This window comes from Streptomyces sp. NPDC015346 (assembly GCF_043078785.1).
GTDB lineage: Bacteria > Actinomycetota > Actinomycetes > Streptomycetales > Streptomycetaceae > Streptomyces.
This window is the reverse complement of record NZ_JBIBTW010000002.1, coordinates 843296-867581: the sequence shown is the minus strand read 5'-3', so window position 1 is coordinate 867581 and position 24286 is coordinate 843296. Positions and strand designations below refer to the sequence as shown.

Here is a 24286-nt window from a genome sequence, read left to right as displayed (position 1 = left end):
CGCCCTGTCCCCCACCGGGGCTCCCTATCTGCGCAGCCGCTCCCGCAGCTCCTCGAGGTCGGCCGGGAACCACGTCTGCGTGCCCCGGTCGCACTCCCGGACGAAGTCCCGCAGCGCGGGGCTGCCCTCGATGTGGTGGGAGATGTCGCCGACCACGGCCAGGCCCACGCGGTAGTTGACGAACTTCTGGACGATGTCCCCGGCCACCCGCGTGCGCAGCTGGAAGAAGGACTCGTCGAGGCGGTCGGCGGGGATCACGACCCACGCCGCGCCCTGGTACATGGCGTTGCCGACGAGATCCAGGGCGTCGCGCTCGCCGCCGATGATCTCGCCGTCGGCGGGGTACATCAGGACGGGTATGTCGTGGATCTTCTCCATGGTGGTCATGGCGATCAAGGCTAGGGCGTCGTCGTCAGGGTGTCGTCGCCATCAGGTCGGAGACCTTGACGAAGCGGTAGCCCCGCGCCCGCAGTTCCGGGACGATCCGGCGGATCGCCTGCTCGGTGACGGGGGCGGCGCTGCGGGTGCAGTGCATGACCACGAGCGAGCCGGGCCGGACGCCCGCGAGGACCTGTTCGGCGACCGCGTCCGCGTCCTCGGCGAACGCGTCGCCGCTGACCACGTCCCACTGGACCGCGGTCACCTTCGCGGGCCCGAGCGCGCGCAGCGCCTCGTCGTCGTAGCAGCCGCCGGGGAAGCGGAAGTACGGCACGACATTGCGCGCCCCCGCCTTCCGGAAGGCGTCGAAGGCCCGGCGTACGTCGGCGGCCATGTCCTGCTTCTCCACCGTCGGCAGGCCGTAGCAGGGCGAGGCGAAGGCGTAGTGGCTGTAGGAGTGGTTGGCGATCTCGAAGCGGGGATCGGTGCCGATGGACCGGGCCTGGTCGGGGTACTCCTCGGCCCAGCGGCCCGTCATGAAGATCGTGGAGTCGACCTTCAGCCGCCGCAGGGTCTCGATCAGCGGGGGGTTGTCGAAGCGTTCCCCGCCGGCGGCCCGGGGGCCCTGATCGGCCGTCATGTCGGCGTCGAAGGTGAGCGCGACGACCTTGTCCCCGCCCCGCGCGCGGCGCGTGTAGACCGGGGTCACCCCGCCGGGCCCGGGCGCCATGGTGGGCGGCGCCTTCCGCACCGTCGCCGGCCCGGGCGCGGCGGAGGCGGACGCCCGGGCGGTGGGACCGGAGGTGGGCGGCGCCGTGTCGGCCGTGCACCCGCCACAGCCGACAAGAACGGCGCCCAACAGAGCGAACACCGACATTCTTCGTACAGAAATCGTCACGAACGGAAGTTATCCGATCGCATCGCTCACCGCTCGCGGCTCGACAGCAGCAGCGCGCGAGTCCACGCGGTGAGCTGACGCACCATCGCCTGCGAGTGCGGCGCACGGTGCCGCAAGAACGGCAGAACGAGCAGCGCGGGCACGAAGGCCAGCGTCACGACGAGCAGGGGCAGGGTCGACACCAGCACGATGAGCGCGCGCTGTGCCCAGCGGAGAGTACGCATGAGCGGAGTGGGTCCTTCCTCGGTGGACGGAGTGACGGAGTGGTCGGCCCGGACGGGCGAGATCACCGTCAGTCCGATCAGGTACGTTGCGAAAGCCGCAACCGATTGCCGAAGCGGCGTCAACACCTTGGGGGGAGCGGCATGACCGAAGTGGCCCGTACGCGGGGGAATTCGTCGCGCGTGGAGCGCGGCGAGGTGGCCGAAGTTGCGGCCCTGGGCAACGTGTTGCGGGAGCTGTTCAACAGGCTCGGCATCAGCCAGAACCAGTACGCGCACCGCGTCCATCTCGACAAGTCCGCCGTCTCCCGCTACTTGGGCGGGCAGCGGCTCGCGCCCCAGGAGTTCATCGACCGACTCGTCGCGGAGGTCGAGGAGCACGTCGGGGTCCCCCTCCAGCTGCCGGCCAAGGAGGCCCTGCGCAACCAGCGCCTGGAGGCGCTGCGCGTCTGCAACCCGGCCGAGTTCGAACTGGAGAGCCTGCGGGGAGAACTGGCCCGCTCCCGCCGGGACACCGACCGCGCGCACCGCAACATCGAGGCCCTGCACGCGCTCCTGGAGAAGAAGGAGTCCGAGGTCCGACACGTCGCCGACGACCTCACGCGGCTGCGCCTGGACTGGGGCGCCTCACAGCAGGGACTCCTGCGGGAGATCGAACAGCTGAGGAAGGACCTCGAGGACGCCGAACGCCTCCGCGCGGACGCCGAGCGCCGCAGCGAGGACCTGCGGGAGCACGTCCTGCGCCTGGAGGAAGAGCTCGCGGAGCGGGGCCCGGCGGAGGACGTCCCCCTGGAGGCCTTCAAGGACCAGCTGCTGTGTTTGTGGGAGGAGGAGAACTTCCCCGAGGCGGCGAGGGAACTGACGGAGGCGGCGTGGTCGCGGCCGCTGGAGGAGGTGGGGGAGCTGCTGCGCTGGCTGGCGGACCAGGGCGAGGGCCTGGTGGCACCGGAGACGCTGGTCACCGATGTCGGCAGGCTGCGTGCGGTGGAGGACCTTGTCCGGTTCGCGCCGGAGGTGGCCCGGTTTCGCGCCGAGCTGGAGGACCGATCCGTTCGCGCCGGAGTCCTGGATGCGTGGGTGGGGGCCCTGTCCTCCCGGGTGACCGAACGGAATGTCGCCGTCTTCTACAAGGGCTTGGAAGATCTCGAGAGCCCGTTCCGCTCACAGGGCGACCTCGTCCTCTCCCGGGTGATGCGCCGTACCGGTACGCCGTCCCAGGCGGTCGGACTCATCCGCAACGCCGTCGACGGCTCGGCCGCACCCCTACGGTTCACGGCTCGCTCGGTGGCGTTGCGTCTGAGTACGGACGAAACGTTCCCGTTCCTTGTCGTGCTCGGCCTCGTGGAGGCAGGACTGCCGGGTGTGGCGAGCAGCATCCTCACCCATCTGTCGCTGGGCGGAGGTGCGCCGAGAAGGCGGCCGACATCCGAGGATGTGTGGTTCTCCCAAGGCGTCCAACAGCTCAATGCCTCGGCACGCGAGACCCTGTACGCCTTCATGGCCGGGATCGGCAGGGACAGACTCATGGGACGCTTCGCCGATCGCTTGTACCGAGGGGGTCAGGACGACCTCCGCCCGATCGACCACCTGCTGGACGTGCTGGCATCGCGCGGCGCACTCGCCCTACTCGCGGGGAAGGCCGAGGACGGGACGCCCCACATCTCTGGCGAGCTGAGGCGCTACGTCGACGAGCGTCACCCCTCACGTGGCCAGTAGCCTCCTGCGGCACTCCGCCACGTCGAAGTCGCCCTCCGGATAGCGCGGATCCAGGGACTCCAGGTGTTCCAGGAGCAGCGTGCTGATCGCCCAATTGCGGTACCACTTGCGGTCCGCCGGGACCACGTACCACGGTGCCGCGGCCGTCGAGCAGCGCTCCAGGGCGATCTCGTACGCCCGCTGGTACGCCGACCACAGCGCCCGCTCCTCGATGTCGCCCGGGCTGAACTTCCAGTGCTTCTCCGGGTTGTCGAGGCGCGCCAGCAGGCGCCTGCGCTGCTCCTCGTACGAGAGGTGGAGGAAGACCTTGACGACCGTGACGCCGTCTTCGGCGAGGGACTCCTCGAAGCGGTTGATCTGGCCGTAGCGGGGGCCGAGGTCGCGATGGGGGACCAGTTCGTGGACGCGGGCGACCAGGACGTCCTCGTAGTGCGAGCGGTCGAAGATGCCGATCTCGCCCGGCAGCGGCAGCGAGCGCTTGATCCGCCAGAGGAAGTGGTGGCTTCGCTCCTGTGCCGTGGGCGCCTTGAAGGCCCGGACCCGGCAGCCGGAGGGGTTGAAGAAGCCGATCACGTGCTTGACGGTGCCGCCCTTGCCGCTGGTGTCCATGCCCTGCAGGATCAGGAGCATCCGGCGCCGGTCGCCCGCCGTGCTCGACGCGTACAGCCGCTCCTGGAGGTCGGCGAGGCGCGGGGCGAGCTCGGTCATGGCCTCGATGCCGACCGCCTTGTCGGCCGGTCCCGCCGGGATGTCGGAGGTGCCGTACGAGGAGAGGTCGACCGGCTCGCCGACGGGGACGCGCAGCCGGTCACGTAGGAGCGGGGGCCGCGCCGGAACCTCCGGCCGCGCCGCCTTGTCCCTCTCCTTCTCCCCATCCCCGTCCTTCTTCTTCTGCACCCCGGGCCCCTTTCCGTCCGTCGCTCGCCTTCCCCCGATCCTGCGACGGAATCGACACACCCGCGACCGGCCGCGCCGACGCGACCGGAAGCGGGTGCGGGTGCGGGTGCGGGGGCCTACGTCAGCACCACGGGCCCGTCACCGCGAACGTCGTCCCCGGCGCGTAACAGTTGACGTACATCGTCTGTCCGTCCGGCGAGAACGTGACGCCCGCGAACTCGCCCCACTCCGGGGCCTCGGGCGTCCCGATGTTCTGGGCCCCGCGCGCCACCGGGTACAGCTCGCCCTTCCGGCTGAGGCCGTAGACGTGCTGCGCGCCGTCGCCGTCCTCGCTGACCATCAGGCCGCCGCCCGGCGCGAGGCAGATGTTGTCGGGCGACTCGCCCGGCAGCTGGATGTCGGTGCTCGGGCCGAAGACGACGACGAGGGTGAGCCGGCGGCGGTGCGGCTCGTACTTCCACACCTGGCCGAAGTGGGTCGCCCCGGACCCGTCCTTGGCGCGCGCGAAGCTGGAGACGAAGTACACCGCGCGCCCGCCCCAGTAGCAGCCCTCCAGCTTCTGCGCGTGCGTGATGCCCTTCGGCCCGAAGTCCTGCAGCCTGATCGGCGTCTGGACCGCCTGCGGGTCCGGGACGGGCACCCACTCGACGCCCTCGAAGCTCGCCCCGGTCTCCTGGATCACGGAGAGGTCGGGCACCCCCGGCACCCGCATGGCCTCCAGGGCGCCGCCCGCGCGCAGCGAACCGTGGCCGCCGAGCGGCTTCTCCGGCAGGAAGCGGTAGAAGAGCCCGAAGGGATGCTGGAAGGCGTCCTCCGTCTCGTACACGATCCCGCTCTTCGGGTCGACGGCGATCGCCTCGTGCTGGAAGCGGCCCATCGCCGTGAGCGGTACGGCCCCGGTGCGGTGCGGGTCGGCGCCGTCGACCTCGAAGATGAAGCCGTGGTCCTTGGTGTAGCCGTTCGTGCCGGCCTTGTCCTCGGTCTCCTCGCAGGTGAGCCAGGTGCCCCAGGGGGTCGGGCCGCCCGCGCAGTTGACGGCGGTGCCCGCGATGGCGACCCGCTCGCCGAGGACGTTGTTGCGCCCGTCGAGCTCCAGCGCCGTGCAGCCGCCCTTGGCGGCGGGGTCGTACGTCAGCCCCTCGACGGTGGGGACGCCTATCCTGCCGGTGACCCGGTTCTCGTGGTTGCGGACCAGATGCACCCGGCCGCGGCGGCCGGCGAAGGCGCCCATGCCGTCGTGGTTGCTGGGGACCAGGCCCTCGCCGGAGCGGAGGGGGTCGCCCTGGCGGGAGAGGACCTTGTAGCGGAAGCCCTCGGGGAGGTCGAGGAGCCCGGCGGGGTCGGGGACGAGCGGGCCGTATCCGGCGCCGCTGCTCGCGGCGGCACTGCCCGCGAAGAGTTCGGAGAACGCGCCCGAGAACGCGATCCCGGCGACGGACGCGCCGGTGCGGGACAGGATCTGACGTCGTGTTGCGGACATGAGGCGGCAGCCCACTTCCTGTTGGCGGACAGGTGTGACGTGAAAGTGACACACGCCTGGCGTGAACGTGTCACGTATGACGTATGGCCCGCATGTGTATCACGCGTCGTGGTGACACGTGAACCCATGCGGGCCACAACGGCCTCAGGTGACGATCGGTCAGGCCAGCTCGGCGGTCAGCGTGATCGTCGTGCCCGCGAGCGCCTGGCTCACCGGGCAGTTCTTCTTGGCGTCCTCGGCCAGGGACTGGAACTCGTCCGCGTCCAGGCCCGGGACCTCGCCGCGGACGGTGAGGTGGCTGCCCGTGATGCCCTGGCCCGGCACGAAGGTGACGTCGGCCTTCGTCTCCAGGCGGGTCGGCGGGTTGCCGGCCTTGGCCAGGATGTTGGAGAAGGCCATGTTGAAGCAGGAGGAGTGCGCGGCGGCGATCAGCTCCTCGGGGCTGGTCCTGCCGTTCGCCGCCTCGTCGGTACGGGCCGGCCAGGACACCGGGTACTCGCCGATGCCGGACGAGTCGAGGGAGACGGTTCCCGAGCCCTTGAGGAGGTCGCCCTCCCAGGCGGCGCGGGCGGAACGGGTTGCGGCCATGATGAATCCCTTTCGATCGGGTATGGCCCCCAACCTACTGCTCCACCAGTCCCTTTGCGTCGCGAGCCAGTGCGGTGAGCCGGGAGATCGCCCGGAAGTACTTCTTTCGGTACCCGCCCTTCAGCATCTCTTCACTGAACAGCCGGTCGAAGGGGAGTCCGGAGGCCAGCACCGGCACCTCCCGGTCGTACAGACGGTCGGCGAGGACGACGAGCCGCAGCGCCGTCGACTGGTCCGGGACCGGCCGCACGTCGGTGAGGCAGACGGCGGACAGGCCGTCGGTCAGCGCGCCGTACCGACTGGGGTGGACCTTGGCCAGGTGGTCGAGGAGGTGCGGGAAGTCGTCGAGGGAGGCGCCCGGGGTCGCGTACGCCGCCTTCGTCACCTGCTCGTCGGAGTACGGCGCGGGCGCCTCGGGCAGCCCCCGGTGGCGGTAGTCCTCGCCGTCGATCCGCAGCGGGCGGAAGTGGGCGGACAGGCCCTGGATCTCGCGGAGGAAGTCGGCGGCGGCGAAGCGGCCCTCGCCGAGCTTGCCGGGCAGCGTGTTGGAGGTGGCGGCCAGCGCGACGCCCGACTCGACGAGCCTGCTGAGCAGGGAGGAGACGAGGACGGTGTCGCCCGGGTCGTCCAGTTCGAATTCGTCGATGCAGAGCAGCCGGTGCCCGCTGAGGGTCTTCACCGTCTGCTGGAAGCCGAGCGCGCCCACGAGGTTTGTCAGCTCCACGAAGGTGCCGAAGGCCTTGAGGGCCGGCTCGGCGGGCGTGGCGTGCCAGAGGGAGGCGAGCAGGTGGGTCTTGCCGACGCCGTAGCCGCCGTCCAGATAGACCCCGCGGGGCCCGGTGGGCGCGGCCGGCTTCCTGGCGAACAGGCGGCCGAGGACCGGACGCCTGCCCGCGCCGGTGGCGTGCGCCCCGCCCAGACCCTCGGCGAAGCCGCCGAGGATCTTGACCGCGTCGATCTGGCTGGGCTGGTTCGGGTCCGGGATGTACGTGTCGAACCGTACGGAGTCGAAGCGCGGCGGCGGCACCATCTCGGCGACGAGCCGGTCCGCGGGCACATGCGGCTCCCGGGCACAGAGGGAGACCGGAGCGGCTTCGTGGGAGGCCGCTTCGGTTATGGCGCGCGGGGCGCGGGAGGCGTGGGAGGCACGGGTCGACACAGTTCCCCACTGTAAGCGCCGTGTCAGACTGCGAGGATGCGACGCCTGCTCCCTGTGACGGACATGACAGCCGACGACGCCACCGCCGGGGACCGGGAGTGGTCCCTCGACGAGCTGGCCGACGCCTACGCCTACCCGGCGCTGCCGCCCGGCGGCGTCTGGCTGCGGGCCAACATGGTCTCCTCCCTCGACGGCGCCGGTCAGCACGAGGGCCGCTCCCAGCCGCTCTCCTCCGAGACCGACATGCGGATCTTCGGGACGCTGCGCGGCCTGGCGGACGTGGTGGTCGTGGGGGCGGAGACGGTACGTCTGGAGGGGTACCGTCCCGCCCGCGCCCGGGAGGCCTTCGCGGCCCGCCGGGAGGCGGCCGGGCAGGGCCCCGCGCCGACGATCGCCGTGGTGAGCGCCTCCCTGCGGCTGGACTTCTCGCTGCCCCTGTTCACCGAGCCGCTCGTACCGACCCTGATCCTGACCGGGGCCGCGGCCTCCGCCGAGCGGGTGAAGGCGGCCGAGAAGGCGGGCGCGGAGGTGGTGATCGCGGGCGACGGGCCAGGGGTGGAGCCCGCCCGGGCGGTGGCGGCACTGGCCGAGCGGGGTCTGCGGCGGCAGCTGACCGAGGGCGGGCCCCGGCTGCTCGGGCAGTTCGTGGCGGCCGGAGTCCTCGACGAGCTGTGCCTGACGGTCTCGCCGACGATGACCGCGGGCACGGCCCAGCGGATCGCGGGAGGCCCTTCGGTGGCCGTCCCGCAGCGGTTCTCCGTGGCGTCGGTGCTGGAGGAGGCCGGGTTCCTTTTCACCCGCTACCGTCGGATCTGACACGAACCGGAATTTGCCGTTCCGGTTAGCTTCCGCTGGGCACACTTACCCTGCAGTCCCCGTGCGGACACGGGGAAGGATGGTTTCCGCAGAAGGGCTCCTGAGGTGTTCACAAGCGTTTTGATGATCGAGAAGCCCCTGTCGTCCGTCGACGTGGAATTCGTCACCACCCTGCACGGCGACGAGGGCGTGTCCTTCATCGTGCTGATGCAGCCGCGTGGCGACCAGGCCGATGTACTGCTGCGTGCCATCGACGACGTCGCCATGGGCGATCTGAAGGAAGCGGCCCGCGAGGGCGAGAAGCCGGAGGGCAAGGCGGCCCGGGTCCCCGCGGAGGCGGCGCTGGAGCGCTCGCTCCAGGCGCTGCGGGACGCCGGCTGCGAGGCGGTGGGGCAGGTCGTCGAGGACCATCCCCTGGACAAGATGAAGGCGGTCGTGGAGGAATCGGACGCCGACGAGGTGATCGTGCTGACGGCCCCGCACTACGTGGAGGAGTTCTTCCACCGGGACTGGGCGTCCCGGGCACGCCACAAGGTCGGCGTACCGGTCCTGAAGCTCTTCGCCCACAGCGAGGAGTAGCGAGGAGTAGCGAGAGCGGCGGGGGAGACGGGGGAGGCGGGGAGCGGCACGGCGGAGAGGGCGGCGAGGGCCGCCCCGGGGCACGGCGCCCGGGGCGGCCCTCCCGAGCTACTAGGCTGGACCCTCGGTACCGGACCCTCGGGTACGGACGACGCACGACGCACACCCAGCACACGACGTACACCCAGCACATACGACGCACCCCGGGGAGAACCTCGCATGGCACCCGCCACCCCTGCCGCCGCTGTCCCCGCCGCCATGGAGCGGCCGCACTTCATCGGCATCGGCGGTGCCGGGATGTCGGGCATCGCGAAGATCCTCGCCCAGCGCGGCGCGAAGGTCGCCGGAAGCGACGCCAAGGAGTCGGCGACCGCCGAGGCCCTGCGCGCGCTCGGCGCCACCGTCCACATCGGGCACGCCGCCCACCACCTCGCCGACGACGCCACCGCCGTGGTCGTCTCCAGCGCCATCCGCGCCGACAACCCCGAGCTGGCCCGCGCCGCCGAGCTCGGCATCCCGGTCGTGCACCGCTCCGACGCGCTCGCCTCCCTCATGGACGGCCTGCGCGCGATCGCCGTCGCCGGTACGCACGGCAAGACGACGACCACCTCCATGCTGGCCGTCGCGCTCACCGAGCTCGGCCTCGACCCCTCGTACGCCATCGGCGGCGACCTCGCGGGGCCCGGCACCAACGCCCGCCACGGCGATGGACAGGTCTTCGTCGCCGAGGCCGACGAGAGCGACCGGAGCTTCCAGAAGTACGACCCCGAGGTCGCGATCGTCCTCAACGTCGAACTGGACCACCACGCGAACTACGCGTCGATGGACGAGATCTACGAGTCCTTCGAGGCGTTCGTCGCCAAGGTCCGCCCCGGCGGCGCCCTCGTCGTCGGCGAGCACCCCGGCGCCCGCGAGCTGGCCGGGCGGGTCTCCGGCCGCCGTGACCTCCGCATCGTCACGGTCGGCGAGTCCGAGACCTCCGACGTGTGGATCCGGAAGATCGTCCCGAACGGCATGACCAGCGAGGTCACCGTCGTCATGGACGGCGTCGAGTACGTTTTCACCGTCTCGGTCCCCGGCCGCCACTACGCCCACAACGCGGCCGCGGCCCTCGCCGCCGGCGCCCGGGTGGGCATCGAGCCGGCGGAGCTGGCCCGGGCCCTCACCGCGTACACCGGCGTCGGCCGCCGCCTCCAGCTGAAGGGCGAGGCAGCCGGGGTCCAGGTCATCGACTCGTACGCCCACCACCCCACCGAGATGACCGCCGACCTGGAGGCCATGCGCGGCGCCGCCGGAGGCTCCCGGCTCCTCGTCGTCTTCCAGCCCCACCTCTTCTCCCGCACCCAGGAGCTCGGCAAGGAGATGGGCGACGCGCTGGCCCTCGCCGACGCCTCGGTGGTCCTCGACATCTACCCGGCCCGCGAGGACCCGATCCCCGGCGTCACCAGCGACCTGATCATCACGGCGGCCCGCGCGGCCGGCGCCGACGTGACGGCCGTCTCCGACAAGGGAGCCGTCCCCGACGTGATCGCGGGAATGGCCAAGCCCGGCGATCTCGTTCTGACGATGGGCGCGGGCGACGTCACGGACCTCGGCCCGCGGATCCTCGCCCACCTGTCGAAGTAGCGGCCGAGTAGAGGTCGAAGGAGAGGGAGTGAGCCGATGTCGTACGACGTCGAGAAGCCGGACGAGCAGTGGCGCGCGGAGCTGTCCCCGGCTGAGTACCAGGTACTGCGCCAGGCGGGCACGGAGCCGGCCTTCCGGGGCGAGTACACCGACACCACGACCAAGGGCGTCTACTCCTGCCGGGCGTGCGGCGCGGAGCTGTTCACCTCGACGGAGAAGTTCGAGTCGCACTGCGGCTGGCCGTCCTTCTACGACCCGAAGGACTCCGAGGCCGTCGAACTGATCGAGGACCGCTCCCACGGCATGCTCCGCACCGAGGTCCGCTGCGCGCGCTGCGGCTCGCACCTCGGTCACGTCTTCGAGGGCGAGGGCTACCCGACCCCGACGGACCAGCGCTACTGCATCAACTCGATCTCCCTGCGCCTGACGCCGGAGCCGTGACCGCGGCCGTCCCCGGGGCGCTGCCGCGCCCCGGCCCGCCGCCCAGCCCTCAGCGGAGCCGGTCGGCCAGTTCCGCGAGCCAGGCGCCGGGGGACAGGGGCTGCGGAGGGTCGACCTCCATGCCCAGTTCGGCCAAGGCGAGGGCGTAGTCCGACTCGTCGAGCGGCAGCGAGAGCAGATCGTGCAGTTCGCCCGCGAGCTGGCCGATCAGGCCGGGGTCCGTTCCCTCGAGGTAGTCGGCGATCGCGGCATCGTGGTCGGCGAACTCGTCAGCCATGTCCTGCCCGAACCAGCCGCCCAGGAGCTGACCCAGCTCGGGAAAGCGCGCGTGCCACTCCCAGTGGGTCTGAGGCGTCTTCGGTGGTGGCGCGGTGCCCGACTCGACGCTCTCCCTGAGCCGGTCGGCGAGCCGCAGCAGCCACTCCTGGATCTCGCTGTCCGGCAGTCCGACGTCCGGCACCGGATAGAACTCACCGAGCCGCAGCCGGAGGCGGCCGGGCGGATTCTGGGCGTACTCGCGCAGCTGGTGCTCGGCGACCGCGATGGCCCACGGCCGCGTTCGCCAGCAGTGCCGGAGGTACGCCTCCATGGCCTCCTCGCTGTCGGCGGTGCAGCCGAGATGGGCGCGGACGACCTGGTCCAGTTCGCCGTACTTCCGGTCGTGTTCGAGGGGCTTGAGGGACATACGGAGCCTCTAGAGGTAGATCGGGAAGGTGGCGTGCACGGTGAAGCCGTGCGGACTGGTCTCGCTCCGCTTGAGGGTGACCCGGGCGGCGCGCACCTCCACGGCGTCCCGCCCGGCCAGCATCATCGCGTCCAGCATGACGCGCCCGACCGGCTCCGGGCGCGAGGGCCAGGCGGCCTCGATGGTGAGCCGCTGCCGGGTGGACTGCGCCAGCCAGCGGTGGATCACCTGCTCGTTACGGGTGACGACCTGCTGAGTGGCCCACTGGGCGGTCTCCCGGTCGGGGTAGGTCGCGGCACGGTTCTGGCGGACGTCGGACATGGCGGTCATGAGTGCTCTCGCTGCATGTGGTCGTTGACGGTGTCGATGATGACGCGCAGACCGTCCCGGGTGGCCCAGGAGAGGCGGGCCCGGAGGCCGTCGGCGCCGGGGAAGAGGACGAGCGCCCGCTGGGCCTCGGTGGCGTAGCCGGCGGCGAGTTCCTGGCAGTAGGGGTGCTCGTTCGCCAGCCGCTCGCGGACGCTGTCCGCGAGCGGACCGCCCTCGTCCATGAGGATCGCGTCGAGACCGAAGAGATAAGGAAAGATCCGAAGGAATTCCCAGCCTGCCATGGGGAGTTCCGTGTATTCGCGTACGCTTTCCCGGTCCATGATGCGGACCAGTCCGGCGAGCGTACGAAGGTATTCGGCCGGATCCATGTCACCGGCGGCGCGTGCGGCCTTCTCCCGGAACGCGGAAGGAAAACCGTCGAGCGAGCCCAGGCGCTCCACGGAGTCGGCGGCGAATTCCAGGGCACCGGAAGCCGCGTGGACGGAGCAGTTCCAGTCGGCCACCCAGTCCCCGCGGACCAGACGGATGTAACGCCGGATCTCGTCGTCGAGCGAGATCTCGCCTCCCGACTCCTGAGCCGAAACGGCGAGGTCGAGGAGGCGGGGCACCGGACCGTCCGAGAACAGCGACACCGGGGTTGCCTGCACGTCACGTACCTCTCTCATGGTTTCGGCCCCTCGTGCGGCATGGCCGTGAGCACGATGAAGGGGGGATCCAGGTCTTCCTTGTAGATCAACCGCACCTGGACCGTGTTCCTGTCCTCCGCTTTCGCGTTCATGCCGTCAGCAGTGTAGTCGTCACGCGTTACACCGCGGCCGACGGTCTCGCCGGGGAATTGCAGGTAGAGCGGGGGCTGAAGCTCCGACCTGTTCGGGTCGAAATTCGGAAGCTGAGGGTTGGCGTCCTTCTGCTTGACGCCCTCGATCCACTTCTCGATACGTTGCACATTGTCGACGTCATTGAGGACCGCCTGCGTGTACCGCTGCCCCGATTCCAGGTCCGTGAAGGTCGAAGCGCTGGGTGCGCCCGACTGATCCCGCAGCCGCATTCTCAACTGGTCGTCGGTGAGCCCCACGTGCTTGTCGATCGGGTGGCTCCCGTAGAGACCTTCCTGGCTGGTCAGGTCCAAGGGGAAGAACTGGTTGTCCGCGTCCTCGCCCGGAACGGCGAACCGGTGCTCCGGCTTGAAGTCGTTGAGCGAGCGCGCCCCGAAGGCCTGCGCCCTGGCCTGCTCCGCCTGGTAGGTGGGTACGGCGCGGTACGCCTCTTCGAGGGGAGGTATCAGCTTGTTGAGCCGGGCCTCGACCCCGAGCAGCTCGCCCTCGTACTTGGCCACCGCCCGGTTCAGGGCGCCCTTGTCGATCTCCAGCGTGATACCGATGCCCAGGTTCTTCCCCATGGACAGCAGGCCTTTGCCGATCTTCTTCACATCGTCCATGCCGATGCCGTCCTTGATGTGCGGCAGGGCGTCCCAGATCGCCTTCTTGAAGATCCGCCAGACCTCGTTGCGCATCGTCTCGGCGGCCTCGGCGAAGGCCCGCAGGGCCTGGCTGACCTCCTGAGTGGTGTCCCACAGGACGGTCGTCACGGGATGACTGGCCGTACCCTGAGGCCCGGGGGTGTCGTGCTTCCACTGGTATCCGGCCGTCGACCCGCCCCACGCCGTGGTGCCCCAGAGCGAACTGGTGAACTGGCGCATCGCGGCCTGCCATTCACCGTTGTTGGGGTCCGCGATGGTCCCCACCTCTCGCTGCAGGTCGCTCTCCACCTGGGTGATCGTGAAGCCGGGCTGCAGCCAGGCGAGCGCCAGCTTGTCGATCTGCAGGTAGTCGGGCAGGGGCAGGATGTCGGCCACCTCACCCCACCGGTACACCTTGTTCAGCAGCCCGCGGATGATGTCCAGCGCGAAGTCCGGCACTCCCTCCAGGAGCCACGAGGTGAGACCGGTGCTGTAGTCATCCATGTCACCCCACTTCAGGTCGACGATGCGCTGATACGTCGGGGGAGTGTCGATGACCTTGGGGAGCGGGAACTGGACGGGCTGGGCCGAGCCCGAGGGATGGCTGGCGGCCTCCGCCCGCGCGTAGTTGTTGGCGGTCGTGACGAAGCCGGTCGCGACACCGCCGACGCCGGCCACGGTCCGTGCCAGGGTGTCGAGGAACTTGTTGCCCACCTTGACGTAGGCGGTGGAGACGGCCTCGGCGGACGCCCCGTAACCGCCGCAGTCCATGTACTCCACGATCTCGTAGATGAAATCCTTCGCGGCCTTGTCCAGCTTGTCCTGGTGGAGGACCACGGTGCCCGCCACGCCGTACAGCTTGGTGGGCGTGACGTCGAACCCGCCGGTCTGGGCGGGTGCGGGAGGGGTACCCATCAGGCCGCACCCCACCCGCGCAGCACGGCCAGGTGGGCGGCGCCGTAATTCGACTGACCCGTCGTCACCACCTCGTGCAGCCAGCGCTGAGCGGCCTGGAGCTCCTGCATCTCGCGGTCCCACCGGTCGAGCTCGTCGACGAAGGCCTCGCGCGCCTCACCGTCCCAGCTCAGCACGACCTTCTCGGTCCGCGTGTACAGGGTTTCGAGCTTGAGATTGAGCTGCTTGAGAATGTCCTCCAGGTCTGATGCCAGATCCCGGAGCGTAGTGAAGTTGACGCCTATGTGGTCGTCGGACATGGGAGCCCCCGCTCGGATGTCTCAGGTTCAGATGTCGAGGATGCTGCTGCGCGGAGCCGGCGGTGGGCTGACGGCCTGAAGCTTCTCGGCCTCCAGCGCCGCGTCCACCGCGCTCTCCATGCGCTGGAGGCGGCGCAGTGTCTCGAGCTCCTGCTCGGTGAACCCGTCACGGCTCATCCGCATGGCTTCCTCAAGGACGCCGAGGATCTCCCGGATGCGTACCGCGTCCTCGGCCGCGGCACGATGCAGGGCGCGATACGCCTTCCCCGTCTCGCCCTTCCAGCCGGCTTCGATCCGGTCGACGATGCCGTCCATCCGGCGCACTTGACTGTCGATGTGCCGCTGCATGTCATCCAAGTCGCCCGCCAGACGCGTCAGATCGTCTTCGGACACCTTCAGATGAGCGTCGATCGCCATGGCCCCCGCCTTTCGTCGCGATCTTGACTCTACCAACCGGGTAAGACAGGCAAGGGGGTTGGGCCTTGTTGGGCCTTGTCCCTCAGGCTTGAACGGCTGCAAGATCGATGGGTGATCGAGCGTGGAGGGGACATGATCAAGGGAGGCAACGCCTTCGTTCCGACGGTGCCGTTGCGGATCGCGGTACGGGGCGGGGTCGATGTCACGGCGCTGCTGCTGACGGAGGCGGGCCGGGTGCGGGGGGACGGCGATGTCGTGTTCCACGGCGCGCCGGTCCATCCGTCGGGAGCGGTGCGGCTGGCCGGGGCCGGGGCCGGGGAGGACGACGGCACCGGGTGGCTGGAGGTGGGCCTCACGGCGGTCGAGGCGGAGGTCGCCCGTGTCCTGGTGGTCGGTTCGACGGAGAGCGGTGCGATGCGGGACGCGCGCGGGCTGTCCGTGGAGGCGTTCGCGCCGGACGGCACGTCGGTCGCGCGGTACGACGTGACGGAGGCCGGCGGGGAGACGGCGATGGTGCTGGCGGAGCTGTACCGGCGGGCGGGCGGCTGGAAGTTCCGCGCGGTGGGCCAGGGTTACGTGAATGGCCTCGCCGGTTTGGCGACGGACCACGGCGTGGAGGTGGCGGAGGAGGCAGCGGGCCCGGTTCCGGTTCCGGTGGCCAAGGTTCCGGCTCCGGAGGCCACGGTGCCCGCTCCCGTACCCGTATCGGCGCCCGTACCGCAACCCGTACCCGCGCCGGATCCGCGCCTGACGGACTGGACGTTCGGCGGCGTCTTCGAGCCGTACACGAAGACCGGCCGGAACAACGACGTGATCACCGTGGAGGGACTCCCGCCGGGCCCGGTCGTCGTCGACCTCGCCGTCGAGGGCGAAGGGTACACCGGCCTGTGGCCCCTCAACCGGTCCAACAAGGAAGGGCAGAGCCTCATCAACAGCACCGAGGACAACTTCCGAGGTCGAGTGCTCCCCATCGTCCCGGAGGACGGACTCCTGCGTCTGCGGCTGAGGGCGGACGGCCCCTGGCGGCTCCAGGTCCTGCCGCTGGCCGCCGCCCGGCGTCTGACGGAGGAAACGTTGGAGTGCTTCGGCCCCGACGTCCTGCTGCACACGGGGGGAACGGCCGATCTCGCCCTCCACTACCGCGGCAGCAGCAACTTCATCATCTACGTGTACGAACTGGCGGAGCACGACGACCCGACCACCATTCCGGAGACGCGGTCCGCCGTCAACGAGATCGGTAGGCGGCGGGAGACGCTGCCGCTGCCCGAAGGCCCGGTCGTCGTCCACCTGAAGAGCGCGGACGGCCCGTGGCGCGGGCGTCTGAAGAGAGTGCAGCCGCATAGCCGCGAGTCCTCGTACGGTGCCGTGCCCAGGCTGCCGGAGACCCGCAAGGTGCAGGGCTGGCTGCGGCGGAGCAGCCGCTGACCGAGACCTCCTGGCACGTCGCTTGCCTCATGGGCCTCGGCGGCCGGAAGATCCATAGGTGATCGAACGTGGAGGGGACATGATCAAGGGAGGCAACGCCTTCGTTCCGACGGTGCCGTTGCGGATCGCGGTATGGGGCGGGGTCGATGTCACGGCGTTGCTGCTGACGGAGGCGGGCCGGGTCCGGGGGGACGGGGACATCGTGTTCCACGGCGCTCCGGTTCACCCGTCGGGGGCTGTACGGCTGGCTGCGTCCGGGGACGAGAACGGCACCGGATGGCTGGAGGTGGGCCTCACGGCGGTCGAGGCGGACATCGCCCGCGTTCTGGTGGTCGGGTCGACGGAGAGCGGCGCGATGCGGGACGTGCACGGGCTGTCCGTGGAGGCGTTCGCGCCGGACGGCACGTCGGTCGCGCGGTACGACGTGACCGATGCCGGCGGGGAGACGGCCATGGTCCTCGCGGAGCTGTACCGGCGGGCGGGAGGCTGGAAGTTCCGCGCGGTGGGCCAGGGTTACGTGAACGGCCTCACCGGCCTGGCGACGGACCACGGTGTGGACGTTGCCGAGGCCACCCCGGCCGCCCCGGCCGCCCAGAGCCCGGTTCCGGTTCCGGTTCCGGTTCAGGCTCCGTCGCCGTCTCCGATCCCGTTCCAGGCGCCGCCACCGTTCGAGGCGCCGCAGCCGGTCCCGTTTCAGGTGCCGCAGCCGAGTCTTCCGCAGACGCATGTTCCGCAGGCGAACGTTCCGCAGGCGAACGTGCCCTGGACGTTCGGCGCCGTCTTCGAGCCGTACACGAAGACCGGCCGGGACAACGACGTCATCACGGTGGACGGGCTCCCGCCGGGGCCGGTCATCGTCGATCTCTCCGTCCGGGGCGACGGGTACACCGGCCTGTGGCCCCTCACCCGGTTCAACAAGGAGGGCGACACCCTCGTCAACAGCACCGAGGACGACTTCCGGGGCCGGGTGCTCACCCTCGTACCCGGAAACGGCCGTCTGCGTCTGCAGCTGAAGGCGGACGGCCCCTGGCAGCTCCAGGTGCTCCCGCTGTCCGCGGCGACGCTCCTGACGGAGGAACAGGTGGAGAGCCGCGGCCCCGACGTCCTGCTGCACACCGGGGGAGTCGCCGACCTTTCGCTCCACTACAAGGGCGATGACAACCTCATCGTCAACCTCTACGAGCTGACGGGTCACGACGACCCCACGACCCTGCCCACGGACGACAATGTCGTCAACGAGATCGGCAAGCGACGGGAGACCGTGCCGCTGCCCGAGGGCCCTCTCATCGTCCACATGGAGATGGCGGACGGCCCGTGGCGTGCCCAGCTGAAGCACGTACAGCCTCACAGCGCACCGCACAACACGGGCGGCGGCGGCCTGGCCGAGGTGACGGACATCCGCCAGGCCGAGGGCAAGTCGTGGTGGGGCAGGCGCTGACCGTCCGCCTGCCGCTCCCGCCGTGACGCACGGCGGGAGCGGGGGGCAGGTCAGACGTGGGTGGCGTAGGCCACGAAGTCGCCCCAGGTGGCGGGGGTGAGGGCGAGTTGGGGGCCCTCGGGGTTCTTGGAGTCACGGACGTGGACGGTGGTGGGGCAGGTGGCGACCTCGACGCAGTCGTCTCCGTCGCCGCTGCTGTAGCTGGACTTGTGCCAGGAGAGGGCCACTTCGACGCAGTCGCCGTCGCCGCTGCTGCTGTAGCTGCTTTTGAACCAGGCCAGGTCTGTGGTGCTCATGTAGCTCCTCGCATCCGCCGCAACAGGCTCTGGGAGTCTTCCAGGGTGAGAGCCTGTGTTCGCATCCTGGCATACCGCATCTGCAGGATGCCGACCTCTTTCGCGTCGGCGAACAGCAGCCCACCTCGTTGGGCCTCGCAGTAGGCGAACCACCGGTTGTCCTCCGTCTCGAGTAACTGCAAAGGCCCGCCGAGCCCCGCATGATGTCCCCGGTCCCCAGGCATCACCTGAACCTCGATGTTCCGTCGTTCGGACATGCGCAGGATGTGTTCGATCTGCTCACGGTGTGCCTCGGACCCGCCGGTCTGCCTCCGGAGCACGTTCTCCTCGATGATGAAGTTGTACGCGGTGTTGGGCCGCCCGGTCAGCAGCGCCTGCCGCTCCACGCGCGCGAGGAGCTTCTCCTCGATCTCATCGTCACTCAGGGGCGGGATCCGCTCCTCGAAGAGAGTGCGCGCGTGCGGCTCGATCTGGAGCAGCCCCGGAATCAGCCGGTTCTCGTACGTGTAGAGGCACAGCGCCTCTGTCTCCAGCTTCGCCCACTTCTGGAACCAGCTCGCAAGCCCCGGCTGCCTGGCCACGTGTTTCGCCGCCGCCCGGATCACGCCGAAGGCGTCCAGTACCTCCTCCGCCCGCTCCACGAACTCGGCCGACGGAAACCGCCGGCCCTGCTCGATGGACGACACTGTCTGCACCGAGTACCGCACTCGCTGGGCGTACTCCTCCTGGGTGAGTCTGGCCCGCTTCCGGAAGGTCTTGACGACCTCTCCGAAGGTCTTCAGGCTGTCCGAGATCTCGGGTTCCGCATTGCCGTCCGTCATCACGTGCACCTCCACCGGAAATGGTCACGGTCCGTAACGGCCACTGTCCACCCTCCGAACTCGTACGCTCACTCAGCGTACGAGTTCCTGACCTGGCAACCAGCCCCCAACAGCGCCACATTGGCCCCATGACCACCCCGCAGACCCGCGAAGACCCCGTCACCGTACGTGTGTTCACCCAGCGCTTCAGCTCGACCCCGCGCGGCGCCCGCCTCGCCCGGCGGCTCGCTCTCCTCCAGCTCGACCGCTGGGGCATCCCGCACGGCACCACCGTCTCCGACACGGCCGCCCTCCTCGTCGCCGAGCTGGCCGCCAACGCCGTCACCCACGGTCGCGTTCCCGGCCGCGACTTCGAGCTCTCCCTCTCGTACACCCCCGGTCTCCTCCTCCGCGTCGACGTCACCGACACCCGCACCGAAGGCCGCCCCCGCCTCGCCCCCACCCTCCCCCTCGCCGACACCGGCCGCGGCCTCCTCCTCGTCGAGACCCTCGCCACCCGCTGGACGGTCCTGCAACGCGCCCCGGTCGGCAAAACCGTCCGCGCCGAGCTGGACCTGACATGACCCGGGACGGGTGTCCCGGGCCACGGTCGGGGTCAGAAGATCCGGTTGTAGATGTTCCAGCCGGTGCCGGCCTTGGTACGGGCGGCGAAGGGGGTGGTGGGGTTGCCGGTGCCCTTGTACAGCCAGAGGTCCCCGGCCTTGTCGCGGGTGATGGCGTCGGGCTTGCCGTCGTCGGTGAGGTCTCCGGCGAGGGTGAGCTGGTTGTAGATGTTCCAGCCGGTGCCGGCCTTGACGCGGGGCGCGTAGGGCTTGCCGCTCACGAACTGGTAGTCGTAGTACCAAAGGGTGCCGGAGGCGTCGCGGGCGACGACGTCGCCCAGGCCCTGGGTGAGGGCGGACGGCTCGATGTCGGTGCGGTAGTAGGGGCCCTGTTTGTGCGGGGAGAGCGCGGTGAGTGTGTTGTAGGCCTGCCAGCCGGTGCCGATCTGCTCCCGGCTGTAGAAGGGCGTGGTGGCGTTGCCGGTTCCGTCGTACCACCACAGGGCACCGGAGCTGTCGCGGGCCAGGACAGAGTGAAGCGGGAGCACGGTTTTGCCGAGTGTGGCGAAGGGGGCGCTCGTCTGGGTCACGTCGGAGTGGTAGAAGCCGAAGTCGTAGATGCCGTAGCGCGTGATTGCCTGGAACTTCAGGGCGTACTGGCTTTGGGGGCTGGTCAGTTCGTAGCCGATGGTGTGGTCACCCGGCTGCAGGTCGCACACGAGATTCGGAGGAGCGGACAGCAGTGTGGTCGCGGTCACCGTGCAGGTGGCTCCGGGGCCGGTGGTGAGGCTGCCGATGCTGATCGGTTCGGGCGTGTGCGTCAGTTGCCCTTCGGCCAGGGCGAAGCGGAGGAGCAGCCTTCCGGCGTCGTTGGCGTGGACGCGGAGCTGCTGGGGTGCCGTGCCTCCGGCGGGGAGTGCCGGCAGGTCGAAGTCGACGGTGTTCAGTGCGGCGTGCGCGGCGGTCTTGACGGTGAGGACGGCGCTGCCGTGAGTAGCATCCGCGGGACGGGCTCCGGCGGTGCGGGCCGCCTCTATGCCGGCGGCGAGGTCACCGCCCCTGGGGACGTACGCGAAGCCCCAGTAGACGGCTGTCATGTCTGCCGCGTCGTTGGGGATGAGGAATTGTGGCCGCATACCAGCGGGGCCGCACACGTAGACGGCGACGAGCCCTGCTACCTCCGTGCAGTCGTTGCGGTTCGCGATGAACCCTGCCGGGACTCCTGCACCGTCACCGGGCGGGCCCGTCAGTGGCTTGGTGGAGAAGGCGATCACGGTCTTGCCGTCGGCGGTCCCGGACTCCACCTTCGGGCCCAGGCGGGGAGCGGTGCCGGGAGCAGCAGACTGGTCCTGCGTGGAGAGCCGAACGGTCTCCTCGGCTATGGACGGAGTGGAGTTCACGAGGGTTGCCACGGTCAGCAGACCGGTAGCGGCGCTCAGGGTGGCTATACGGCGTGCTGCTCTTTTCACGGAATCCTTCACAGTGTGCGGTCGGCTTGACGTGGTCGTTGTGCTTGGAACGGCGCCTGCCGCCGGAGGCGGGGCGGTGGGCAGAGGGCGGGCCGCCCTTTCAAGAGGGCGGCCCGCTCGCTGGATGCGCCAGAGGTCTGGAGCTAGTAGATACCGGTGATGGCCGTGGCCCAGCCAGATGTTCCCGCGAGGTGGGGAGGCCGGCCGGAGGTGGGACCTCCGGGGTAGGTGAAGCGTTGTTCGGCCTGAAACGCTAAACGTCGAGCTTAGACGGGGAGCGGCGGGGCGCTGCCTCGGGTGGTGTTCCAGGCTGAGCGGTGGGCTTGGGATGCGGCTTCCGCGTGGCGGAGGGCTGACGGGGGGAGGGGGACGCGGCACAGGGTGTCGAGGGAGTTCAGCATGTGGGTGGCGAAGCGGTGGCCGAGGGGGGTGAGGTGGCCGGAGGTCAGGAGGACCGTGGTTGCCTCGTGGGTGGCCGAGCGCCAGCGGGCGAAGCGGGTCTGGGCGGCGGCGCGCTCGGTGGGGTCGGGTTCCGTCTCGCTGCGGCGGCCCCAGAAGCGGGCCACTCCCAGGTGTGCGTACGCCCCGTGGAAGAGGCCGAGGAGGGGGCGCGGGTCTGGGCGCCAGGGGGCGTAGAAGAGTTCGTCGCCGTCCGCTTCGAAGAGGTCGAAGAGGTGGAGGAGGGCCGCGAACTTGTTGTGCTGGAGTTCGTGCGCCAGCGTCGCCGCGAAGACGGACGCGGTCCGCGGCAGGGACATCGCCATGCAGCCGAAGGTCTCCGCGCTGCTGCCGCTGACGTTGCCGCGGCCGGTGCCGGTCAGGGGGACGAGGAGGCGGGGGCCGGCGGCCAGTTCCGCGTGGACGTCCGGGTGGTCGGCGCGCAGCAGCGCGCATGCGCCCCGCGCACCCGAGGCCCACGCGCGGACCTCGTCCGCGGCCAGCTCGCCGGGGCGGCCCGAGGCGCTCGGGAAGGACGCCGGGTCCAGGGTGTCGAGCAGTAGGGGCGCGCCGGTGCCCAGTGTGGTCAGGAGGTGTGGGGCGCGCCAGCGGTCCGGGGTTGTCGGCACCGTGACCGGGGCGCTGCCGGGGACGGTCAGGCGGGCGCGGCCGTCTGTGTCGACGCGCAGGTCGACGGGGGCGCCGGGGCGGGCGCCGGGGAAGTGGGCCCGGCCGAGCGACGGCAGTGCCACCACGGGGCCCGGCGCCGGCCACAGCAGCTGCGCGGGGACCCGGGCGCGGACCGCCGCCGCTGCGGCGAGCGCCGTCAGCCGGTGCAGGGGAGGGGCCTGCCCGCCGGAACGTCCGGTCAGACGGGTGAGCAGGCCGAGCAGGGCGGGACCCGCCGACGGGTGCGTCAGGACGGCCGTCACGGCATCCGGCTCCGCCCGACCTGTGGCGACCAGCAACTCCCAGGCCTCTTCCGCCGCTTCGGCCACGGCGCCCCCCGCCTCGCGGGCGGCCGTCACCACCGCGTACAGGCAGGCCAGCCGCCTGCTGTGCTCGGCACGCGCGAGCAGCCCCATGGCCTCGGCCCCACCCCCGCCCGCGGCGAGCGCGTCGAACATCGCGCCCGGCACGCGGTGCGGCAGCGGCGTCATGCTCGCTCCGTCGACAGCGCGGCGGTCAGGTTCAGGTCCGCCAGGTCCGCCGCCAGCCGGCCCCGGACGCGGCCGATCAACGCCGTCAGGTCCGCGCAGTAGACGCTCGGGTTGGCGAAGCCCGTGTCGGGGCGGTAACGGTTGGCGTAGTGGCCGCCGCCGCACACCCGGTGGAGGGGGCAGGACCGGCAGGTCGCGCACAGGGCGTCGGCGCCCCATTGGCGCGCCGCGATGCCCGGGTGGCGCAGCAGCTCGTCGAAGGAGTGGCGCCACACGTCAAGGCCCGTGCGGGCCGCGCCGTCGTACGCGGTGCGCAGGGTGTCGTCCTGGGCGAGGGAGCCGTCGGTCTCCACCACCGCGTACCGCACCGGGGAGAGGCCGAGCGCCTCGGTCCGCGGCGCGGCGCCGAGCAGCAGGGCCATCAGGTCGTCGAGGAGGCGTACGCCCGTCTCGCGCGACGGCGCTCCGTACCAGCGCTCGAAGACCGCCCACAGCCAGTCCGCGTACGGGGTGCGGCGCGCGCCGGGGACGAGGCCGGGCGGCGGGGTGCGCCAGTGCCCCAGCGGGAGCAGGAAGTCGACGGCGGGCGGGCGGTGGACGAGCAGCTCCTCGTACGTCCGGACCGGGTCGTTGCGCAGGTCGATCGTGCACAGCAGGGCGGCGAACAGCGGCCGGTACGGCTCCTCCGCGAGCAGCCGCAGGGCCGCGCGGACCCGTGCGTGGCTGCCGCGCCCGTCGGCGCCGCGCCGGTGCCGGTCGTGGGCGGCGCGACCGCCGTCGACGCTCACCCCGATCCGGACGCCCAGCTCGCCGCAGAGGTCGAGCCGCCGCTCGGTGAGGCGGACGCCGTTGGTCTGGAGGGAGAAACGCAGCCGCACGCCGGGGCCGACCGCCGCCCGCAGCGTCCGGACCGTGCGGGCGAGCGCGTCGTCGCCGGCGAGGAGGGGTTCCCCGCCGTGGAGGACGACACCCGCCTCGGTCAGCCCGTGCGCGGACAGGTGCTCGGCGATCCGCAGCGCCGTCCGGTCCACGGTGGCCGGGGCCATCGTCCGGGGCTGGGCGCGCCAACCCTGGTCCGCCGAGCGGTACATGTAGCAGTAGTCGCAGGCCAGGTCGCAGCGGCTGTGCACCTTGAGGACGAAGGAGTGGAGCGGATACGGCACCCAGCCCGCCCGCTCACGTGTCACCACGTCCGTGGAGCTCGGCCAGGGCGGCTCGCCATGGCGCAGTGGCGGTCGGCTCATCCGCTCCCCCTGAAAGCGTGTGCCGGCGATCCGTCGAGCAGCATCGGGACCGGGCCCACTCCGTTCGCCCAGTATTCGGTTGCGGTGCGTCGGCCGTCAATATCATGAATGAGCCAACGGATGGCCATGCCAACGAAGTTGGGGCGGTTCGGGAGGTCCGCCGACTGCCGTGTTCGGAGGGGGCGGCGCTAGGCTGGGAGGGACACCGGTCTCCCGGTCCCACCCCCCTGCGACCCCACGGAGTGGACACCATGGCAGTTGCCGAGGGCGCCGCAACCCCGGTCTCTCCGGGGCCCGACGCGGATTCCGCCGACGCGCATTCCGCCGACGCGGAATCCGTCGTCCTCGACCTCGCCGGGCTCGCTCTCGACGAGGTCGCGGCCCTTCCCGACTCGGTGCTCGGTGGCGTGCTGCGCCGGGTGCGTGACAGTTGCGCGGCGGGCGACCCGTTCGTCACCGGGCACACGGAGAGCGCGTGAGTGACGCGAGCGACGTGGGCGACGCGAGCGACGTGGGCGACGCGAGCGACGTGGGCGACGCGAGTCCGGC

Annotated in this window: 27 protein-coding genes; 9 read left to right on the top strand and 18 right to left on the bottom strand. The window is 70.8% G+C overall.

Features of this window, described 5'->3' with window-relative positions:
- Positions 1 to 24: 24 nt before the first annotated feature.
- From ACF06X_RS09895 to ACF06X_RS09885, 3 genes are read right to left on the bottom strand one after another with little or no spacing between them, the layout of a single operon-like run.
- The gene (locus ACF06X_RS09895; RefSeq protein ID WP_392286702.1) at positions 25 to 387 is read right to left on the bottom strand and encodes a DUF4180 domain-containing protein; all 363 of its coding nucleotides are present in this window, start codon (positions 385 to 387) and stop codon (positions 25 to 27) included.
- Between the two features lie 25 nt (positions 388 to 412).
- On the bottom strand, positions 413 to 1255 hold the full coding sequence (locus ACF06X_RS09890; protein WP_392286701.1) for a polysaccharide deacetylase family protein: 843 nt from the start codon (positions 1253 to 1255) through the stop codon (positions 413 to 415).
- A gap of 47 nt (positions 1256 to 1302) precedes the next feature.
- Positions 1303 to 1500, bottom strand: coding sequence for a hypothetical protein (locus ACF06X_RS09885; protein WP_391934523.1), 198 nt, complete (start codon positions 1498 to 1500; stop codon positions 1303 to 1305).
- A 195-nt stretch (positions 1501 to 1695) separates the two neighbouring features.
- Here ACF06X_RS09885 and ACF06X_RS09880 point away from each other — a divergent pair, with 195 nt between their 5' ends.
- Positions 1696 to 3213: a helix-turn-helix domain-containing protein gene (locus tag ACF06X_RS09880; protein ID WP_392286700.1), complete on the top strand. Its 1518-nt coding sequence runs from the start codon at positions 1696 to 1698 to the stop codon at positions 3211 to 3213.
- Here ACF06X_RS09880 and ACF06X_RS09875 read toward each other — a convergent pair.
- The 4 genes from ACF06X_RS09875 to zapE form a co-directional block, all read right to left on the bottom strand.
- Positions 3199 to 4110, bottom strand: coding sequence for a polyphosphate kinase 2 family protein (locus ACF06X_RS09875; RefSeq protein WP_392286699.1), 912 nt, complete (start codon positions 4108 to 4110; stop codon positions 3199 to 3201). The two genes, ACF06X_RS09880 and ACF06X_RS09875, sit on opposite strands and share 15 nt — an antisense overlap.
- A 121-nt stretch (positions 4111 to 4231) precedes the next feature.
- Positions 4232 to 5590: an alkaline phosphatase PhoX gene (locus ACF06X_RS09870; RefSeq protein WP_392286698.1), complete on the bottom strand. Its 1359-nt coding sequence runs from the start codon at positions 5588 to 5590 to the stop codon at positions 4232 to 4234.
- Between the two features lie 159 nt (positions 5591 to 5749).
- Entirely contained in the window at positions 5750 to 6178 is a 429-nt protein-coding gene (locus tag ACF06X_RS09865) for an OsmC family protein (RefSeq protein WP_392286697.1), read from the bottom strand.
- Positions 6179 to 6212: 34 nt separating this feature from the next.
- Complete coding sequence (zapE, locus tag ACF06X_RS09860; protein ID WP_392286910.1) at positions 6213 to 7295, bottom strand: cell division protein ZapE; 1083 nt, start codon at positions 7293 to 7295, stop codon at positions 6213 to 6215.
- A gap of 78 nt (positions 7296 to 7373) precedes the next feature.
- Here zapE and ACF06X_RS09855 point away from each other — a divergent pair, with 78 nt between their 5' ends.
- From ACF06X_RS09855 to msrB, 4 genes are all read left to right on the top strand, one after another.
- Positions 7374 to 8153, top strand: coding sequence for a pyrimidine reductase family protein (locus ACF06X_RS09855; protein ID WP_392286696.1), 780 nt, complete (start codon positions 7374 to 7376; stop codon positions 8151 to 8153).
- 105 nt (positions 8154 to 8258) lie between these two features.
- Complete coding sequence (locus tag ACF06X_RS09850; RefSeq protein WP_392286695.1) at positions 8259 to 8732, top strand: indole-3-glycerol phosphate synthase; 474 nt, start codon at positions 8259 to 8261, stop codon at positions 8730 to 8732.
- Positions 8733 to 8951: 219 nt separating this feature from the next.
- Positions 8952 to 10358 carry a UDP-N-acetylmuramate--L-alanine ligase gene (murC, locus tag ACF06X_RS09845; protein ID WP_392286694.1) on the top strand — a complete coding sequence of 469 codons (1407 nt, stop codon included), beginning with the start codon at positions 8952 to 8954 and terminating at the stop codon, positions 10356 to 10358.
- Positions 10359 to 10394: 36 nt separating this feature from the next.
- On the top strand, positions 10395 to 10799 hold the full coding sequence (gene msrB, locus ACF06X_RS09840; RefSeq protein ID WP_392286693.1) for a peptide-methionine (R)-S-oxide reductase MsrB: 405 nt from the start codon (positions 10395 to 10397) through the stop codon (positions 10797 to 10799).
- Positions 10800 to 10848: 49 nt separating this feature from the next.
- Here msrB and ACF06X_RS09835 read toward each other — a convergent pair whose 3' ends face one another.
- Genes ACF06X_RS09835 through ACF06X_RS09810 form a run of 6 tightly spaced genes read right to left on the bottom strand, consistent with a single transcriptional unit; the run spans position 10849 to position 14904 of the window.
- Positions 10849 to 11484 (bottom strand): contact-dependent growth inhibition system immunity protein, encoded by a 636-nt coding sequence (locus ACF06X_RS09835; protein WP_392286692.1) that lies wholly within the window; start codon positions 11482 to 11484, stop codon positions 10849 to 10851.
- 9 nt (positions 11485 to 11493) lie between these two features.
- Entirely contained in the window at positions 11494 to 11814 is a 321-nt protein-coding gene (locus ACF06X_RS09830; protein ID WP_392286691.1) for an RNase A-like domain-containing protein, read from the bottom strand.
- Entirely contained in the window at positions 11811 to 12479 is a 669-nt protein-coding gene (locus ACF06X_RS09825) for a hypothetical protein (protein ID WP_392286690.1), read from the bottom strand. The genes ACF06X_RS09830 and ACF06X_RS09825 overlap by 4 nt, the downstream gene beginning before the upstream one ends.
- A complete protein-coding gene (locus ACF06X_RS09820; RefSeq protein ID WP_392286689.1) occupies positions 12476 to 14188 on the bottom strand; it encodes an RNase A-like domain-containing protein in 1713 nt (570 codons plus the stop codon). The genes ACF06X_RS09825 and ACF06X_RS09820 overlap by 4 nt, the downstream gene beginning before the upstream one ends.
- Positions 14188 to 14487: a WXG100 family type VII secretion target gene (locus ACF06X_RS09815; RefSeq protein ID WP_391934534.1), complete on the bottom strand. Its 300-nt coding sequence runs from the start codon at positions 14485 to 14487 to the stop codon at positions 14188 to 14190. The genes ACF06X_RS09820 and ACF06X_RS09815 overlap by 1 nt, the downstream gene beginning before the upstream one ends.
- 27 nt (positions 14488 to 14514) lie before the next feature.
- On the bottom strand, positions 14515 to 14904 hold the full coding sequence (locus tag ACF06X_RS09810; RefSeq protein WP_392286688.1) for a WXG100 family type VII secretion target: 390 nt from the start codon (positions 14902 to 14904) through the stop codon (positions 14515 to 14517).
- Positions 14905 to 15036: 132 nt separating this feature from the next.
- On the opposite strand from ACF06X_RS09810, the gene ACF06X_RS09805 reads away from it, so the two are divergent.
- Positions 15037 to 16329 (top strand): TerD family protein, encoded by a 1293-nt coding sequence (locus ACF06X_RS09805; protein WP_392286687.1) that lies wholly within the window; start codon positions 15037 to 15039, stop codon positions 16327 to 16329.
- A 79-nt stretch (positions 16330 to 16408) separates the two neighbouring features.
- Positions 16409 to 17767: a TerD family protein gene (locus tag ACF06X_RS09800; protein WP_392286686.1), complete on the top strand. Its 1359-nt coding sequence runs from the start codon at positions 16409 to 16411 to the stop codon at positions 17765 to 17767.
- A 50-nt stretch (positions 17768 to 17817) separates the two neighbouring features.
- Here ACF06X_RS09800 and ACF06X_RS09795 read toward each other — a convergent pair whose 3' ends face one another.
- Both ACF06X_RS09795 and ACF06X_RS09790 read right to left on the bottom strand, forming a co-directional pair.
- Positions 17818 to 18063 carry a DUF397 domain-containing protein gene (locus ACF06X_RS09795; protein ID WP_392286685.1) on the bottom strand — a complete coding sequence of 82 codons (246 nt, stop codon included), beginning with the start codon at positions 18061 to 18063 and terminating at the stop codon, positions 17818 to 17820.
- Positions 18060 to 18884, bottom strand: coding sequence for a Scr1 family TA system antitoxin-like transcriptional regulator (locus tag ACF06X_RS09790; protein WP_392286909.1), 825 nt, complete (start codon positions 18882 to 18884; stop codon positions 18060 to 18062). The genes ACF06X_RS09795 and ACF06X_RS09790 overlap by 4 nt, the downstream gene beginning before the upstream one ends.
- A gap of 128 nt (positions 18885 to 19012) precedes the next feature.
- Between ACF06X_RS09790 and ACF06X_RS09785 the strand changes: the two genes are divergently transcribed.
- Entirely contained in the window at positions 19013 to 19447 is a 435-nt protein-coding gene (locus ACF06X_RS09785; RefSeq protein ID WP_392286684.1) for an ATP-binding protein, read from the top strand.
- A gap of 32 nt (positions 19448 to 19479) precedes the next feature.
- On the opposite strand, the gene ACF06X_RS09780 is transcribed toward ACF06X_RS09785, so the two are convergent.
- From ACF06X_RS09780 to ACF06X_RS09770, 3 genes are all read right to left on the bottom strand, one after another.
- Positions 19480 to 20826 (bottom strand): hypothetical protein, encoded by a 1347-nt coding sequence (locus ACF06X_RS09780; protein ID WP_392286683.1) that lies wholly within the window; start codon positions 20824 to 20826, stop codon positions 19480 to 19482.
- A gap of 335 nt (positions 20827 to 21161) precedes the next feature.
- A complete protein-coding gene (locus ACF06X_RS09775; RefSeq protein WP_392286682.1) occupies positions 21162 to 22493 on the bottom strand; it encodes an aKG-HExxH-type peptide beta-hydroxylase in 1332 nt (443 codons plus the stop codon).
- On the bottom strand, positions 22490 to 23737 hold the full coding sequence (locus tag ACF06X_RS09770) for an FxsB family cyclophane-forming radical SAM/SPASM peptide maturase (protein ID WP_392286681.1): 1248 nt from the start codon (positions 23735 to 23737) through the stop codon (positions 22490 to 22492). Before ACF06X_RS09770 ends, ACF06X_RS09775 begins: the two co-directional genes overlap by 4 nt.
- A 251-nt stretch (positions 23738 to 23988) precedes the next feature.
- Here ACF06X_RS09770 and fxsA point away from each other — a divergent pair, with 251 nt between their 5' ends.
- On the top strand, positions 23989 to 24216 hold the full coding sequence (gene fxsA / locus ACF06X_RS09765; protein WP_392286680.1) for an FxSxx-COOH cyclophane-containing RiPP peptide: 228 nt from the start codon (positions 23989 to 23991) through the stop codon (positions 24214 to 24216).
- Positions 24217 to 24286 lie beyond the last annotated feature (70 nt).

What these genes read in the sequence shown, in the direction of transcription:
- ACF06X_RS09895 (WP_392286702.1), bottom strand. Translation starts at nt 387, where the DNA reads ATGACCACCATGGAGAAGATCCACGACATACCCGTCCTGATGTACCCC.
- ACF06X_RS09890 (WP_392286701.1), bottom strand. Translation starts at nt 1,255, where the DNA reads ATGTCGGTGTTCGCTCTGTTGGGCGCCGTTCTTGTCGGCTGTGGCGGG.
- ACF06X_RS09885 (WP_391934523.1), bottom strand. Translation starts at nt 1,500, where the DNA reads ATGCGTACTCTCCGCTGGGCACAGCGCGCGCTCATCGTGCTGGTGTCG.
- ACF06X_RS09870 (WP_392286698.1), bottom strand. Translation starts at nt 5,590, where the DNA reads ATGTCCGCAACACGACGTCAGATCCTGTCCCGCACCGGCGCGTCCGTC.
- ACF06X_RS09865 (WP_392286697.1), bottom strand. Translation starts at nt 6,178, where the DNA reads ATGGCCGCAACCCGTTCCGCCCGCGCCGCCTGGGAGGGCGACCTCCTC.
- ACF06X_RS09855 (WP_392286696.1), top strand. Translation starts at nt 7,374, where the DNA reads ATGCGACGCCTGCTCCCTGTGACGGACATGACAGCCGACGACGCCACC.
- murC (WP_392286694.1), top strand. Translation starts at nt 8,952, where the DNA reads ATGGCACCCGCCACCCCTGCCGCCGCTGTCCCCGCCGCCATGGAGCGG.
- msrB (WP_392286693.1), top strand. Translation starts at nt 10,395, where the DNA reads ATGTCGTACGACGTCGAGAAGCCGGACGAGCAGTGGCGCGCGGAGCTG.
- ACF06X_RS09835 (WP_392286692.1), bottom strand. Translation starts at nt 11,484, where the DNA reads ATGTCCCTCAAGCCCCTCGAACACGACCGGAAGTACGGCGAACTGGAC.
- ACF06X_RS09830 (WP_392286691.1), bottom strand. Translation starts at nt 11,814, where the DNA reads ATGACCGCCATGTCCGACGTCCGCCAGAACCGTGCCGCGACCTACCCC.
- ACF06X_RS09825 (WP_392286690.1), bottom strand. Translation starts at nt 12,479, where the DNA reads ATGAGAGAGGTACGTGACGTGCAGGCAACCCCGGTGTCGCTGTTCTCG.
- ACF06X_RS09820 (WP_392286689.1), bottom strand. Translation starts at nt 14,188, where the DNA reads ATGGGTACCCCTCCCGCACCCGCCCAGACCGGCGGGTTCGACGTCACG.
- ACF06X_RS09815 (WP_391934534.1), bottom strand. Translation starts at nt 14,487, where the DNA reads ATGTCCGACGACCACATAGGCGTCAACTTCACTACGCTCCGGGATCTG.
- ACF06X_RS09810 (WP_392286688.1), bottom strand. Translation starts at nt 14,904, where the DNA reads ATGGCGATCGACGCTCATCTGAAGGTGTCCGAAGACGATCTGACGCGT.
- ACF06X_RS09805 (WP_392286687.1), top strand. Translation starts at nt 15,037, where the DNA reads ATGATCAAGGGAGGCAACGCCTTCGTTCCGACGGTGCCGTTGCGGATC.
- ACF06X_RS09800 (WP_392286686.1), top strand. Translation starts at nt 16,409, where the DNA reads ATGATCAAGGGAGGCAACGCCTTCGTTCCGACGGTGCCGTTGCGGATC.
- ACF06X_RS09795 (WP_392286685.1), bottom strand. Translation starts at nt 18,063, where the DNA reads ATGAGCACCACAGACCTGGCCTGGTTCAAAAGCAGCTACAGCAGCAGC.
- ACF06X_RS09790 (WP_392286909.1), bottom strand. Translation starts at nt 18,884, where the DNA reads ATGACGGACGGCAATGCGGAACCCGAGATCTCGGACAGCCTGAAGACC.
- ACF06X_RS09785 (WP_392286684.1), top strand. Translation starts at nt 19,013, where the DNA reads ATGACCACCCCGCAGACCCGCGAAGACCCCGTCACCGTACGTGTGTTC.
- ACF06X_RS09775 (WP_392286682.1), bottom strand. Translation starts at nt 22,493, where the DNA reads ATGACGCCGCTGCCGCACCGCGTGCCGGGCGCGATGTTCGACGCGCTC.
- ACF06X_RS09770 (WP_392286681.1), bottom strand. Translation starts at nt 23,737, where the DNA reads ATGAGCCGACCGCCACTGCGCCATGGCGAGCCGCCCTGGCCGAGCTCC.
- fxsA (WP_392286680.1), top strand. Translation starts at nt 23,989, where the DNA reads ATGGCAGTTGCCGAGGGCGCCGCAACCCCGGTCTCTCCGGGGCCCGAC.